We start from the raw sequence: 14243 nt of genomic DNA, 5'->3' as shown, positions 1-14243 counted from the left end.
ACTTGTCTATTGATCGTAAGTACTATGCTTTTTTCTTTTACCGAAAATCACAGCGGGAACGATTTTTAAGAGACTATCAATTCCATCCGTCTCTCAAACAAAGAGTGAAGAACAAATACCCTCATCTCAGCAACAAGCAGCTGGGTATGGTACTTGATGGGTTGAGGGAATATTTTATTATCTGTCAAACGGCTGGTAGACAAATGGTCGCTATGCCATCTCAAGTGCTTGATGTCGCTTGGCATGAATTTATATTAAGCACACAGATGTATCGCAATTTTTGTAATAAAGCTTTTGGACACTTTCTGCACCACACACCCAATGAAGTTATGCCAGATAAGGATACAGCTAGTGAGGGGATTAAGAGGGTGTGGCGAATTGCTCGTGCTCGAAGTGGTATAAGTCTATCCAAGCCAAAGTCGTTATCTCTGGTTTTCTCAATTGATAAAAAGCTGGGGATTAAAGATGGATTTCATTATTCGCTAAACTGTCGATCGAGAAATAGTCCCGCTGCGGATCACTGTGTCAGTCATATTGGTTGTGCCGTGAGCTGTCAAGGCGGAACTTCCGGCAGTGCCTTCTCTGGAATTTGGGGTGGCGGCTCCTCTTCAGATTCTGGAAGCAGTTGTGGTGGGGGCTGTGGCGGGGGTGGCAGCTAGAGGCAGCTATCACTGCTCTAGCAACCCTGTTCAAGATGATTAATGAGTGACACCCTGAACTTCGCAAAGCTCTTCAATTTCTTCAGCGCTAAAGCCGAGCTCACCCAGCACAGTGTGATTGTGCTCTCCCAGAGCTGCCCCTCGGTTAACTAAGTGGGGCTTTTGGCCGTTAAATCTAAAGGGTGTGTTGATCTGTTTAATGTCTCCATTCACAGAACAGATCATCTCTCTGGATTGGATAAGATCGCTATCAGCAGCTTCTGTAAAATTAAGTACGGGTTCAATACACGCATCAATATCCTGAAATATATCAATCCATTCTTTCTGGCTTTTTGTGGCAATAATTGCTGCAATATCTTTCTTAAGTGTTTCTTGTTGTCCGTCTTGGACAATGCGAGTCAGCCACTCCTTTCGGCCTATTTTTGTTAAAAATTGCTCAGCAAATTGTGGCTCTAAACTTCCCACAGAAAGATAGCGGTTATCTGCCGTGCGATAGTAATCATAATAACTTCCACCGTTTAGCAGTTCGGATTCCAGCTTGGGATCGGTATTTAAAGCCAGTGCATTGGCCCCACTAATTGCGTTTAACGCGAAACTACAGTCCGTCATACTGATATCGATATAACTGCCTTCACCGGTTCTCTGGCGATGATATACCGCAGCCAGTATCGACATAACCGCATGGTGTGAACCGCCGGCGATGTCTGCTATCTGTGTGCCGCTCAGGCAGGGGCCATGGTCACGGTTGCCGGAATAGCTGGCCAGGCCAGATAGTGCGAGATAATTGATATCGTGCCCAGCACGTTGCTTTAATGGTCCAGTCTGGCCATATCCGGTAATCGAACAGTAAATAATGTCTGCGCGCTGTTGGCTTAAGCTTTGGTGGCCAAGGCCCAGCCTATCCATCACTCCGGGGCGGAATTGCTCGATCACAATATCGTATTGCTGAAGCAGTCGGTGAATCACCGCTTGCGCCTTTGGATTTTTTAGATCGATCGCCAGGGAGCGTTTGTTGCGGTTAATGGTTGCGTGGGCGGCGGATAGGGAAGCCGTGTCATCGACTAAAGGGGGAAAGCCCCGTAGTAAGTCTGGCCGTGTGGGAGACTCGATTCTTAGTACTTCTGCGCCTAAGTCCGCCAATAACATAGTGGCATAGGGACCGGGAAGTAGGGTAGAAAAGTCGAGTACTTTTAGCCCCTCAAGAGGGGCGCAGTGATTCTTCGTTTGCTGTTTCACTTTTTATTTCATTATTTTAATTGAGAACAGAAATTTCAATCTAGCACTTTAATTTAGTCATCGCGCAGGAGGTCTCGGGAAATAATTAATTTCATAATTTCATTGGTTCCGGCATAAATACGTGCTACACGAGCATCGGCCCAAGACCGGGCGATGGGGTATTCCCACATATAGCCATAGCCGCCATGTAACTGAACACATTCATCCAAAAGTTTGCATTGGAAATCTGTACTCAATAACTTGGCTTTCGCTGCAGTTGCAACGTCGAGTTCCTTTTTATAGTGAAGCTCCAAGCAGCGATCGATAAATACCCGAAGAGCGGTTAACTCACTATCCAGCTCAGCCAGCTTGAATTGTGTATTTTGGAAGGCAGAGATGGGTTTGCCGAAAGCCTTGCGATCCCTTACGTAATCAATCGTCCATTGCAGGGCTGCTTCTGCATTAGCTATTGCATAAATTGCCACACTTAAACGTTCTTGAGGTAATTCCTGCATTAAATAAATAAATCCCTGTCCCTCTCCACCGAGAAGGTTTTCCGCAGGGACTTTGACATCATCAAAGAACAGCTCTGAAGTATCCTGGGCCTTCATGCCTATTTTTTCTAGGTTACTGCCTCTCTTGAATCCAGGGCTATCTGCTTCCACAAGCAGCAAACTGACCCCAGAGGCCCCCTCGTGAGGGTCGGTTTTGGCCACGACAATAACCAGGTCTGCCTGCTGTCCATTGGTAATAAAAATCTTGGAGCCATTGAGCAGATAGTGATCCCCTTTGCGCACCGCTGTGGTTCTCACGCCTTGTAGATCCGATCCGGCACCAGGTTCGGACATGGCGATAGCGGTAATCATCTCACCACTAATGCATTTGGGAAGGTACTTTTTCTTCTGTTCTTCCGTGCCGTAATTAATAATGTAGGGCACTGCAATATTAGAGTGCAGGCCCCAGCCAATACCGGAAAGTCCCGCTCGGGCTACCTCCTCATCAATAATGGAGTTGTAGCCATAGTCCAGCCCCAAGCCACCATACTTTTCGTCAACTTGCGGACACAGAAAGCCCATTTCTCCAGCTTTATTCCACAGTTTACGATCTACCTGACCATCTTTTTCCCACTGATGGTGGTAGGGTACAGCTTCATTCTCTAAAAATTTACGTAAAGTTTCTCGAAACTGTTCGTGATCTTCGTTGTAAACAGTTCTTGGTACCATCCTTACACCACCGCATTTTATTACTGAAAAATTGAACCAGTGTTTTGATTGGCGATGTAAACAGCAAGACTTTAAAAGCTTGTTTACATCGCTCAAACCCCTGGGTTAAGGGTTGTCCGCCAGAGCTTTTCCTGACTCTGCCAGATCCAGCAAAATTGCTGGCGGGGCAAATCGATCTCCATAGGCATCAGCCAGTTGCTGGGCGCGTTGGGTAAACGCTTTCAGGCCAAACTGGCTGATGTATTGCAATGCACCACCGGTCCAGGGTGGGAAGCCGATACCGAAGATAGAGCCAATATTGGCATCGCGTACGCTGCGTAGCACATCCTCTTGATAACAGCGAAGTGTCTCCAGAGCCATAATAAACAGCAGCCGTTCCTTCACATCTTCTATCGGCAGTGCCTCTTTGGCGGGGAACTCCTTCTCAAGGCCACTCCATAAGTGCTTTTTCCCGCCCTCAGGGTAAGTATAGAAGCCGCCACCTGCGGCCTTACCAGCGCGACCAACTTCAAGCATTCGGTCGATCACTCCGTCGGCGGGATGCGTGGGGGCGGGTTTACCCTCTTTTTGCAGGTCATTGATGGTCTGCTGGCGTATCCGGCTCATCAGCGTTAGGGAGACCTCGTCACTAACAGCTAGAGGACCGACTGGGAAGCCAGCTAGGGCTGAGGCATTTTCAATAGTGGCGGGATTAACCCCTTCGCTAAGCATGCCGATACCTTCATTGGTAAAGCAGCCGAATACTCTTGAGGTGAAGAAGCCACGGCTGTCGTTAACAACGATAGGAGTCTTGCCAATCTGCAATACAAAGGCGAAGGCTTGGGCGAGAGTCTCATCACTGGTTTGCTCCCCACAGATAATTTCCACCAGTGGCATCTTGTCGGCAGGGGAGAAGAAATGTAGACCGATAAATTGCTGGGGACGGTCGGAAGCTTGAGCGAGCCCAGTGATCGGCAGTGTCGAAGTGTTGGAGGCAAATACTGCATTTTTCGGCAGCTGTGCTTCGGCTTCCTGGGTAACTTTACGCTTGAGTTCCCGGTCTTCGAAAACTGCTTCTATCACCAACTCACAATCAGCCAGGTCGGTATTGCTGTCTGTGGGCGTGATACGGGAGAGGATCTGATTGACCTTGTCCTCGGTAATGCGACCCCGCTGTAAGCGTTTTTGCAGGGATTTCTCTGCATATTGTTTGCCGGCTAAGGCACCTTCCATGGATACATCTTTTAATACGACATCAACACCTTTACTGGCACAGGCGTAGGCAATGGCTGAGCCCATCATGCCGGCGCCGAGTATGCCAATTTTTTGCATGGGCGACGTTTTATGATCGCGGGCGGCGGCGGGCAGTGATGCTCCGGCTTTGACCTCATTGAGTGCAAACCAGAAAGTACCAATCATATTTTTGGCAACCTGCCCGCAAGCGAGGCCTACAAAATGTCGGGATTCAATTCGCGTAGCAGTTTCGAAGTCGACCCGGGACCCTTCGACGACGGTTGCCATTATCGACTCTGGCGCCGGCAGACATCCCTTGGTTTTTTTCTCCAGCATTGCTGGGGCGATCATCAGTAACTGCGCATTTTTAGGGTTCTTTGCGTCCCCTCCCGGCATCCGGTAATCCGGTTGATCCCAAGGCTGAGCAACAGGTTGCTCACTATTCTCTCGAATATAAGAGACAGCCTTCTCTAGTAATTCTCTTTCACTGGTAACGAGCTGATGTACCAGACCGGCTTTGAGAGCCTGTTGCGGCCTCACCTGTTTTCCTTCCAGTAAGTAGGGTAGAGACTCCTGGATGCCTAAAAGGCGGGGCATACGTACACAGCCGCCACCACCAGGTAGTAAGCCTAATGTGACTTCAGGCAATCCCAGTTTTATTGCGGTGCTATCGATAACAATACGCTGATGGCAGCTGAGGGCAATTTCCCAGCCACCGCCCAAAGCTGTGCCATTAATCGCAGCAACGACGGGTTTACCCTGGGTTTCCAGCCAGCGCAGGTTGGCTTTCATTGATTCGCAAGATTCGAAGAAAGGTTTAGCTTCTTCAATTTTTGCCGCATATAAAGACTTAAGGTCGCCTCCGGCAAAAAAGGTTTTTTTTGTGGAGCGAACAATAATTCCAGAAAATTCTTGCTGCTTGAGTTGTTCAACCACTGCGCTCAGCGACTCGGTAAAATCCCGATCCATCACATTGGCTGAGGCATTGGGGTTGTCCATGATCAGGTGGACAATATTGTGATCGTCTTTTTCCAGGCGAATGGATTTCATAGTCTGCCCCCTAAACTCTTTCGATAATGGTTGCTACACCCATACCGCCGCCCACACATAGTGTGACCAGGCCGTAGCGAAGTTGCCGTTGTTCCAGCTCATCCAATACTGTGCCGATCAGCATTGCACCGGTCGCGCCGAGGGGGTGGCCCATAGCGATTGAGCCGCCGTTAACGTTGAGTTTTTGTGGGTCCACGTCCAACTCGTGTTGGAAACGCATCACCACTGCCGCGAAGGCTTCATTCACCTCAAAGAGGTCAATATCCTGCACCGTCAGGCCTGCGGCCTTCAGGGCTTTGCGAGTGGCGGGCGCGGGGCCTGTGAGCATGATAGTGGGTTCGGTACCCACTACCGCAGCGGAGACAATACGGGCGCGGGGGCTGAGCCCCAGATCTCGCCCGGCCTGTTCACTGCCGATCAGTAGGGCGGCTGCGCCATCGACGATTCCTGAGGAATTTCCCGCAGTGTGAACATGGTTGATTGATTCGACCTGTGGGTAACGGGATATGGCAATGCTGTCGAAGCACAGGTCACCCATCCCGGCAAAGGACGGCTTGAGTTGTGCCAGGGCCTCTATGGACGCATCTGGACGCACCAGCTGGTCGTGATCGAGAATGGTCAGGCCATTTTGGTCGCGTACGGGAATCACAGATTTTTCGAAAGCACCGCGCTTCCAGGCGGCTGCCGCCTTGTGCTGAGAGTCCAGCGCAAAGTTATCCACATCCTCGCGGGAAAATCCGCCGAGTGTAGCGATCAAGTCCGCGCCAATGCCCTGGGGTGCAAATCCAGTATCTATTGCTGTACGTGGGTCCATCGCCCAGGCGCCGCCATCGCTGCCCATGGGCACCCGCGACATGGACTCTACACCTCCGGCCACTACCAGATGCTCCCACCCGGAGCGAACTTTGGTAGCGGCGAGATTGACCGCTTCGGCACCGGAGGCACAGAAGCGATTCAGAGTTACGCCACCGATATCCCAGTCCCAATTGGCAGCTAAAGCTGCAACTTTTGCGATATCGGCACCCTGATCTCCGATCGGTGTAACACAGCCCATAACGATATCGTCCACTTTGGCAGTGTCGAATCTATTGCGGGTCTGTAATTCTTTCAGGAGATCTGAAAGCAGGGTGATAGGTTTGACTTCGTGAAGGGCACCGCTGGATTTGCCTCTGCCCCGCGGGGTGCGGATAGCATCGTAGATGTAGGCTTCGGTTGGCACGGTTTTAGCCTCTTTTTATTTTATGGTTTCGCTTATTACCATAGTGCGGTGCAGCTTGGGTTCAATGATAAAAATTGCCACGGAAGATGACTCAGCTTCCAGGTACTACCGAAAAATTCCTAGTCAAATATCTTTTTATTTATTCCAAATTAACCTAACCATGTGGAGGTACTGCCGTACACTCAAGTAAGGCGCCTAAATCTATTGAAATTTTGGCACGGTAAATTGGCACTTAAATTATCTTTGCGACTGGAGGAATTCCATGTCAGGCAGGGTAATGGGTGATTCAGGGCAGCTGAGAAAAATTTGAATGGGTAACACACGGGTGACCCCGGACAAATAAATGTACTTTGACGGTCCCTGAGGTGGTGAGCGAGGTTTGGCTATGGCGGATAATGTTTTGGATATGGCTACCGGCCAATTGGGCTCCGGGGGTATTGATGCGCTGACAAAGGCTTTGAATTTGCCGGCAGGGCAAGGTGAAGCTGCACTCTGTTCAGGCGTTGCTTACATACTGGCTGGTATGTTGAACAGGGCCAGTAGTAAAACAGGAATGGGTTATTTATTTAATTTAATTTCTGAAAGTGAAGCGCTGGATTTGTCTAAATTCGCCACCGCTATCTCCTCACCAGAAAAGTTGAAGTCAATTACAGACATCGGTGAAAAAATGCTGGAAAAAATTTTCAGCAGCCGTAAAAAAGAGGTCCTGGAAGTTGCAGCGAATAATTTGGGGAAAGAGGGCGGAGATCTATTGAGTGTATCCGCACCGATAGTTACTTCGTTGATGCAAGGCCAGGCCAAAGCTCAAAAAATGGATGTTTCCGACTTGGCTTCATTCCTGATTGGGCAGCGGGAGCATTTACAGGGGTATATACCGGATAACCTTCTTCAAGCAATCGACGTTCCAGATTTTGGAAAGTTGGGAGACGCTCTGGTTACCCATGGCCACGCCAAACCCCAGGAACCTCGGGCTACAGCAATTCAGGGGCCCGAAGAAAAACGTAAACCGGTGAGTTTCAGTAGCTGGTTTTTTCCTTTGCTGTTGGTACTTGTGGTTCTCTACGCATTGAATATGTGTATGTTGAAAGGAAAAAAGGAAAATTCAGAAAGTAATCCTTCCATGACCTCCCAGGAAGCGAGCTTTATGGAGTCCGCTTCACAGCCGGTAGGGGATTCCCCCCTTGAGAAAGCGGAAGAGGAAGCGCAACTGGGTCCCGATAACTTTTCCAGTAATTTGCGTGATTATCTCAAGAGTTTTTCAGACAATCCCGACCGGGAATTCCCCATGCGGGTGAACTTTGAAAAGGGAACCGCAAAAATCACCAACCCTGCAGCTGAGGATATCGATGCTCTGGCAAAAATCATGCAGGACAACCCCAACTTAACCATTGCTATTGAAGGGCATGTAAAAGGTGAGGGTAATGAAATTGCAGAGCAGGAAATTTCCCAAGAACGTGCGGATGTAGTGAAAGAGCTTCTACTGAAGAAGGGGATAGCGGCAAATCGTATCACTGCAACAGGAATGGGCTCAGCTAAGCTTGTCCCGGAAGATATGGCGGAGAAGAGGGACCAAAAAGCCCTTAATGTTGAGCGAGTTAGTATCCGGGTAGTGACAAACTCTCAGGAGTAGCCGGGATACGGGAACCCCTTTAAAGGATATTTTCCAAGGTGGATTTCATTTATAAAAAATCCCGGTCTTTTGACCGGGATTTTTTAGTGCCGCCTTAACTACGGAATTTATCCCTGTAAGCTCCGGGAGCTAGCCCTGTCCACTTTTTAAATGCGCGATTAAAAGCGCTGGGCTCGGAAAAGCCCAGGCGCTCGGCAATTTCAGCTACAGCAGTTTCCTGCTGCTTCAACTGGTAAACCGCCATATCCCGCCGAACAGAGTCTTTAATATCCTGCCAACTATTGCCCTCCTCTTTGAGGCGGCGGCGCAGCGTCTGTGGAGATGTGTATAAACGTGCGGCGACATCATCCAGTGACAGATTTTCGATACTGTTTTGCTGTTGCAGCATACGGCGAATACGACCGGTGAAACTGTGGTCGGATTTGTATTGGGTCAACAGGCACTCGGGGGCGCGGGACAGGAAGTCTGCCAGCTGTTGCTCATCGCGTACCAGGGGCATTTGCAAATAGCGAGTGTTAAATACCAGGCAGGTTTCACCTTGGTTAAAGTAGTGCCTGCAAGGGAACATATCGCTGTAGTCTTCGTTGTAGTCGGGCGGGGGAAACGCCAGAAGAACGCGCTCTAATAAAATGGTACGGTCGATCAGCCAGCTAAAAAAGCGCAACCAGATTACCGCGATAGATTCGACGAAAATTTGGTTGGGCAATTTTTTTTCATTGGTGTGATGAATGATCAGTCGAGCTTCTTCACCATCCTCGACCAGCTTGATGTGCAAGTCGTCACTCACCATGCTGATAAAGCGGCTGGAGCGAAGCAGGGCTCGGCGCAGGTTGGGACAGGTGATACAAGCGTGCCCCATCATGGCAAAAGTGCCCGGCAGCCAAGGGCGCGCCAGGAATCCTCCTGACTCATCGTTCAGAAAATCCCACTCAAGGCGTAACAAGTTGGCCATCTGCTCCCGGCCAACGCGGCTATCGGGATCATCTAGCTGGGCGGGGGCGATTCCGCTATCGATGAGTAGTTGTTGGCAGTCCAGTCCGGTCGCTTGTGCGCCAACCAGATGGGCCTTTACCGCAGCGGCGGGAATACCTAGCCCCGCTTCGCGGAGTTTGGGGTTTTCATTGTCCACTCTTTCAGCCTCACAATTATTTTCTGTCTGCTGCTGTATTACGGTATGGATTATGCGCAAACAGAGAGAGAAAGTCAGGCTTCTGCTTAATTTATATGCAACTGCCTGTGCTTTTATTAGTGGTGACAGTTTCGAACTTGATGGGCTTATGGAATAAAAGTTGTCTATTTCTGTCTTTTAATGTGTATTTTTTGCGTTAACGACTGAAAATCCCAGTTTTGCTCTCAACAATTTTCTATGCTTGATCCTCTGTGGACTGACAGTTCTTTTATAGTTTGATAGCGATAGTGAATCACTATTTCCTCGACCTGTAAGTCATATTCGTCAACAATAGGAAAAATTCCGTTAGTGAAGGACTGGTCAAATGTCACCGACGTCTGTTGCAAGTCTGTTAAACCCGACCATTTGCCGGCGAATGTTGATTGCTTACCTGATCGAGCATATTCCGCGTCCCAATAATCCTACTTTGGAGGAGGCAACTGGATGGCCTCGCCGTACGGTGCAGGACATTATTGCGAAAGGATTGCCGGGGCATGGCACAGTTGTAGAGTTCATTCAGGAAGGCGTGCGCCACAATGACGGCTACTACCTACTGCGTGATTGGGGGTCTTTTGACAAGAATTGGGTGAAAACCAATTTGCCGATTATTTGCCAGGTGTTAGATGTAAAGCTGGATTTGAGTGACGCAATGAGCTGATCAGAGCGCCACTCACAAAGTTGGATTACTGCTGTGGCGCGTGGCTTTGCTGAAGAATTTTGTTCACTTTCTCCAGTAGGGCGGGATTCGATTTAATGCTGTTGGCAATTTCCTGGTATTTGGTTTTGGAAAGGCCGGCTTTTTCAATTGCGGCGATCATTTTTCCCTGTGCTTCTTTGTTGATCGCTTCCGCTTCCTTGATATCGGCAGCCGCTTTCAGTTTGGGAGCGTATTCTCGACTCAGCATCACGATAGAGCGATAGGCGTTGGCAAATTGCTTGAGCTGTGGTTCGCTAAACGAAGCTTTGGGGGCGGTTGTTTGGCTGGTAGCAGGTTGTGCGAAGGTCATCGGCACGCTGAGTGATATTGCCAATACAGCCAGGTATTTCAAAAAGAGCTTCATCGGGCACTCCAAAAAGTATAAGGACGCTTTTGCTTCTCAGAGGGAGCACCCAGCGTCACGTTGGGGCTGTAAATTTATGCTTGTGGCGGAGCTTTAGTGACCTGTACCAAGTCTAAAGCGGGTAGCTATTAGTTTTCAGCGTAGTCAGTTTCTGGCGCCTTGTAGCGCCTTTTTCCGCCAGCAAGGAGAATTTTTCCTGGAGTGGTTGTGGGGTCATAAAATTTAGTGAGCGGCTGCGGCCGCTCATAATGCAGGAAAACTGCACCGGATTTAAACCGAGGTGGGCCTTGCGACTAACGGTCGCTGTGATCAGCTAGAAAATCCAGAGAAATTTCTTGCGTTTTTTCAGCGACTGTTCGCAGCTATTGAGTTGTTGCTGATATTTTTGCGCCCTAGCAGATACCTTGTGGGATACATTCTTTAGCCAGGTTTTATTCTGGAAAGTGCGCCGATTAAAACCACCGTGCCCCTCGTGGTAGGCGAGGTAAAGGCTGTAGGTGTCATTGGCGCGTATCTGGCACTGGCGTGCACTGGTGTTGTTATACCAGCCGATAAAATCGATGGCGTCGCCAAAATCATCCCGATCGGCACCGTAGTTAAAGGAAGACCTTTGGTAGTGGCGCCAAGTGGTCCCCAGAGCCTGGGGATAACCGTAGGCATCGGACGGCCTCGGGCCGGGGATAAAGCCCAGGATCTTGGTGCGCGGGGGCTTGGCATCATGCACAAAACGGGATTCCTGGTGCATGATTGCCATCATCACTGCAATTGGAGAGCCCCATTTTTCCTCCGCATCTTTTGCCTCGCCGTACCACTTCTTTTTTTCCTGGAAAATAGAGCAAACGTTGTCGAGATTACTTGGAGGCGCGGTTGCACAGCCGCTGCTCAGTGCAACAGCACTGAGCAATACCAGCAGTCCGCATTTTTTATTTTTTTTGTGCATAACTATTTACGACATGTTTAAACGGTAATGGTCTTCACTCCGGCACTGGTGCCAAGCAGTAAAATATCGGCGGAGCGCTTGGCAAAGATACCATTGGTCACCACACCGGTAATGTTATTGATGGTTTCTTCAAGGACAGTGGGGTGTTCGATACGCAGATTGTATACATCGAGAATGGCATTGCCATTATCTGTGATCACACCTTGACGATAAACCGGATCACCGCCCAGTTTAACCAGCTCCCGGGCAACCAGCGAGCGTGCCATGGGGATAACTTCAACCGGTAGGGGAAACTCTCCCAGGACTTTTACCCACTTGCTCTCATCGGCAATGCAGATAAATTCTTCAGAGCAGGCCGCCACGATTTTTTCTCTAGTCAATGCAGCACCACCACCTTTGATCATTTCAAGGGCCGGGTTCACTTCATCGGCACCATCCACATAGAACTGGATGCTGTCGACGGCATTAAGTTCATAAACGGGAATGCCGTGGGATTTGAGTCGCTGTGCGGAGGCTTCAGAACTGGCCACAGTACCGTCAAAGGTACCTTTGATCTCCGCCAGGTAATCGATAAAGAAGTTAGCGGTGGAACCGGTACCTACGCCGACAATGGAATTGTCCTCCAGGCGCGGGGCGATATAGTCGATAGCGGCGCGAGCTGTCGCCTGTTTCAATTCATCCTGGGTCATACTCTGGATAGTTTCCTTTGCAATTATTTCGCCTTAATTTGTATCTGACGATAAAAAAAAGCGCGTTTGGTTGTTTTTTGTGGCAAATATACTTCTCAAGGCTTAGACTGTCATGCCGGTGCTGCGCTTCACACAGGGCCTTTGTAACCCTGCTATTAGTCTACGCTGAGTCGCGCACAGTAATTAACCGCTACGGCCGTCAAACACGTCATGCCCAAGTCCTATATCAAGCGCATTTTAGACGCACGTATTTACGATGTCGCTACCGAGACGCCATTGGAGCAAATGCGCCAACTCTCCCATCGCTTTAACAACCGGATTCTGTTGAAGCGCGAAGATCTGCAGCCGGTGTTTTCCTTCAAGATTCGAGGGGCATACAACAAGCTCCTGCAGTTGCCCGCCGAGGAGCGGGCCCGGGGAGTGATTGCTGCATCGGCGGGTAACCATGCCCAGGGGCTTGCCCTGAGCGCTGCCCAAATGGGAGTGCGCGCCACTATAGTGATGCCCAAAACCACCCCGCAAATTAAGGTGAGTGCTGTGCGCATGCGCGGTGCCGAAGTCGTGCTACATGGAGATACTTTTGATGAAGCGGCGGCGAGGGCTCGCGAGCTGGTTGAAGAGCGGGGGTTGGTATTTATCCACCCCTACGATGACCCCGATGTAATCGCCGGCCAGGGCACCGTGGCTATGGAGATGCTGCGACAGCACTCGGGTAACCTGGACGCGGTGTTTATTCCGGTCGGAGGGGGTGGTTTAGCTGCGGGTATGGCCGCCTATATCAAATATGTACGTCCGGAAACCAAAGTGTACGGTGTAGAGCCGCAGGATGCTGCCTGTCTGGAGGCCGCGCTGAAAGCCGGCGAGCGCGCTCGGCTAGCGGAGGTGGGCTTGTTTGCCGATGGTGTTGCCGTTGCACAAATCGGTGAGGAGACCTTCCGGGTTCTGCGCGAAACCGTGGATGGGGTTATCACTGTTAGTACCGATGAAATCTGTGCGGCCATTAAGGATATATTCGAGGATACACGCTCTATCGCTGAGCCGGCCGGGGCCGTCGGTTTAGCGGGGCTGAAGAAATATCTGGAGCAAAACGACAATCGCAATGGCACCTTCGCCACAGTGTGCAGTGGAGCCAATATTAATTTTGATCGCCTGCGCTACATTAGCGAGCGCACCGAGATCGGTGAAAAGCGCGAGGCGGTCCTCGCGGTAAAAATTGCTGAGCAACCGGGAAGTTACCTGCAGTTCTGCCGGGATTTAGGGGACCGCTCAATTACTGAGTTTAACTATCGTTTTGCCAGTGATAACGAAGCGCATATCTTTGTGGGCCTGCAGGTGGTATCTGAGGAAGACCGCAGCCAATTGGTTAGTCAGCTTGAGTCCAAAGATTATCAGGTTACCGATCTTACCGATAACGAAATGGCGAAACTGCATATTCGCCATTTAGTGGGAGGTAGAGTGCCGGGCTTGCCCGACGAAGTCATTTACCGCTTTGAATTTCCCGAGCGCCCGGGGGCCTTGCGCAAGTTCCTCGAGCATCTCGCCGGGCGTTGGAATATAACGCTGTTTCACTATCGCAATCACGGGGCAGCTTATGGGCGTGTTCTTGTGGGATTGCAGGTGGAGCCGGCAGCGAGGGACGAACTACAGACACTATTACACCAGCTTCAATTTCGTTTTTGGGATGAAACACAGAATCCGGCTTATCGGTTATTTTTGGGCGCTTAAACCATCGCTTCCCGATACCTGAGAAAGACGTCTCATTTATCGAAACGTGTATAGACTGCAAATCCTGTTTTGTCGAACTTGCTTGTCTAATTTTGAGACAAAAAACTCATAAAATATCCAATAAACGGTTACTATTACGCCGCTTCTTGAGTATTGTCTATTCGCGTGGAACTTTTGCTGTGGCTCTGGTCATAAGCGGGGCGAAACGCATATAAAAACAAAATTATCGTACAGGATGGTCCCAATGAAAGCCGATGCGCTGACAATCGCTGTGGTTGTCTTTGTCGCGGGCGTTCTGTTGAGTACCAGTGGTTTATCTGAGGTATTTTCTTCCGAAGCTGAACCGCCGGCTGCTCTGCAACAGGGAGTGGTTACCCGTTAGGCTGATGCCGGGGGGGCGCTCTGCCCACGAGCAAACACAAAAAAAGCCGGACACTTAGGTGTCCGGCTTT

12 protein-coding genes and 1 pseudogene are annotated in these 14243 nt (G+C 49.9%); 5 read left to right on the top strand and 8 right to left on the bottom strand.

The window, feature by feature from the left end:
- Positions 1–2 precede the first annotated feature (2 nt).
- Positions 3–659: a glycine-rich domain-containing protein gene (locus ACJJII_RS04465; RefSeq protein ID WP_507015280.1), complete on the top strand. Its 657-nt coding sequence runs from the start codon at positions 3–5 to the stop codon at positions 657–659.
- A gap of 39 nt (positions 660–698) precedes the next feature.
- Here ACJJII_RS04465 and ACJJII_RS04460 read toward each other — a convergent pair whose 3' ends face one another.
- The 4 genes from ACJJII_RS04460 to ACJJII_RS04445 form a co-directional block, all read right to left on the bottom strand.
- Complete coding sequence (locus tag ACJJII_RS04460) at positions 699–1895, bottom strand: CaiB/BaiF CoA transferase family protein (protein ID WP_444918436.1); 1197 nt, start codon at positions 1893–1895, stop codon at positions 699–701.
- Between the two features lie 53 nt (positions 1896–1948).
- Positions 1949–3097 carry an acyl-CoA dehydrogenase family protein gene (locus tag ACJJII_RS04455; protein ID WP_413663612.1) on the bottom strand — a complete coding sequence of 383 codons (1149 nt, stop codon included), beginning with the start codon at positions 3095–3097 and terminating at the stop codon, positions 1949–1951.
- Positions 3098–3202: 105 nt separating this feature from the next.
- Complete coding sequence (locus tag ACJJII_RS04450; protein WP_444918435.1) at positions 3203–5359, bottom strand: 3-hydroxyacyl-CoA dehydrogenase NAD-binding domain-containing protein; 2157 nt, start codon at positions 5357–5359, stop codon at positions 3203–3205.
- 10 nt (positions 5360–5369) lie between these two features.
- Entirely contained in the window at positions 5370–6578 is a 1209-nt protein-coding gene (locus ACJJII_RS04445) for an acetyl-CoA C-acetyltransferase (RefSeq protein WP_413663610.1), read from the bottom strand.
- Positions 6579–6963: 385 nt separating this feature from the next.
- Between ACJJII_RS04445 and ACJJII_RS04440 the strand changes: the two genes are divergently transcribed.
- Positions 6964–8208, top strand: coding sequence for an OmpA family protein (locus ACJJII_RS04440; RefSeq protein ID WP_444918434.1), 1245 nt, complete (start codon positions 6964–6966; stop codon positions 8206–8208).
- A 94-nt stretch (positions 8209–8302) separates the two neighbouring features.
- Here the strand turns inward: ACJJII_RS04440 and ACJJII_RS04435 are convergent, their stop codons facing one another.
- On the bottom strand, positions 8303–9337 hold the full coding sequence (locus tag ACJJII_RS04435) for an AraC family transcriptional regulator (protein ID WP_282930930.1): 1035 nt from the start codon (positions 9335–9337) through the stop codon (positions 8303–8305).
- A 364-nt stretch (positions 9338–9701) separates the two neighbouring features.
- On the opposite strand from ACJJII_RS04435, the gene ACJJII_RS04430 reads away from it, so the two are divergent.
- Entirely contained in the window at positions 9702–10034 is a 333-nt protein-coding gene (locus ACJJII_RS04430; RefSeq protein ID WP_413663608.1) for a helix-turn-helix domain-containing protein, read from the top strand.
- A gap of 25 nt (positions 10035–10059) precedes the next feature.
- On the opposite strand, the gene ACJJII_RS04425 is transcribed toward ACJJII_RS04430, so the two are convergent.
- The 3 genes from ACJJII_RS04425 to rpiA all read right to left on the bottom strand — a co-directional run bounded on the left by ACJJII_RS04425 (position 10060) and on the right by rpiA (position 12066).
- On the bottom strand, positions 10060–10437 hold the full coding sequence (locus ACJJII_RS04425) for a DUF4168 domain-containing protein (RefSeq protein ID WP_282930932.1): 378 nt from the start codon (positions 10435–10437) through the stop codon (positions 10060–10062).
- Between the two features lie 313 nt (positions 10438–10750).
- The gene (locus tag ACJJII_RS04420) at positions 10751–11377 is read right to left on the bottom strand and encodes a transglycosylase SLT domain-containing protein (protein ID WP_444918433.1); all 627 of its coding nucleotides are present in this window, start codon (positions 11375–11377) and stop codon (positions 10751–10753) included.
- A gap of 17 nt (positions 11378–11394) precedes the next feature.
- Positions 11395–12066: a ribose-5-phosphate isomerase RpiA gene (gene rpiA / locus ACJJII_RS04415; protein WP_282930934.1), complete on the bottom strand. Its 672-nt coding sequence runs from the start codon at positions 12064–12066 to the stop codon at positions 11395–11397.
- A 207-nt stretch (positions 12067–12273) separates the two neighbouring features.
- Between rpiA and ilvA the strand changes: the two are divergent.
- Both ilvA and ACJJII_RS04405 read left to right on the top strand, forming a co-directional pair.
- Positions 12274–13791, top strand: a pseudogene (ilvA, locus tag ACJJII_RS04410) (threonine ammonia-lyase, biosynthetic); the annotation flags it as partial.
- Positions 13792–14035: 244 nt separating this feature from the next.
- On the top strand, positions 14036–14173 hold the full coding sequence (locus tag ACJJII_RS04405; protein ID WP_192879435.1) for a hypothetical protein: 138 nt from the start codon (positions 14036–14038) through the stop codon (positions 14171–14173).
- The last annotated feature ends 70 nt before the right edge of the window (positions 14174–14243 follow it).

Source organism: Microbulbifer maximicatervae (SeqCode), from assembly GCF_052467825.1.
The sequence above is the reverse complement of the archived record's forward strand: the minus strand, read 5'-3'. Positions and strand labels throughout refer to the sequence as shown.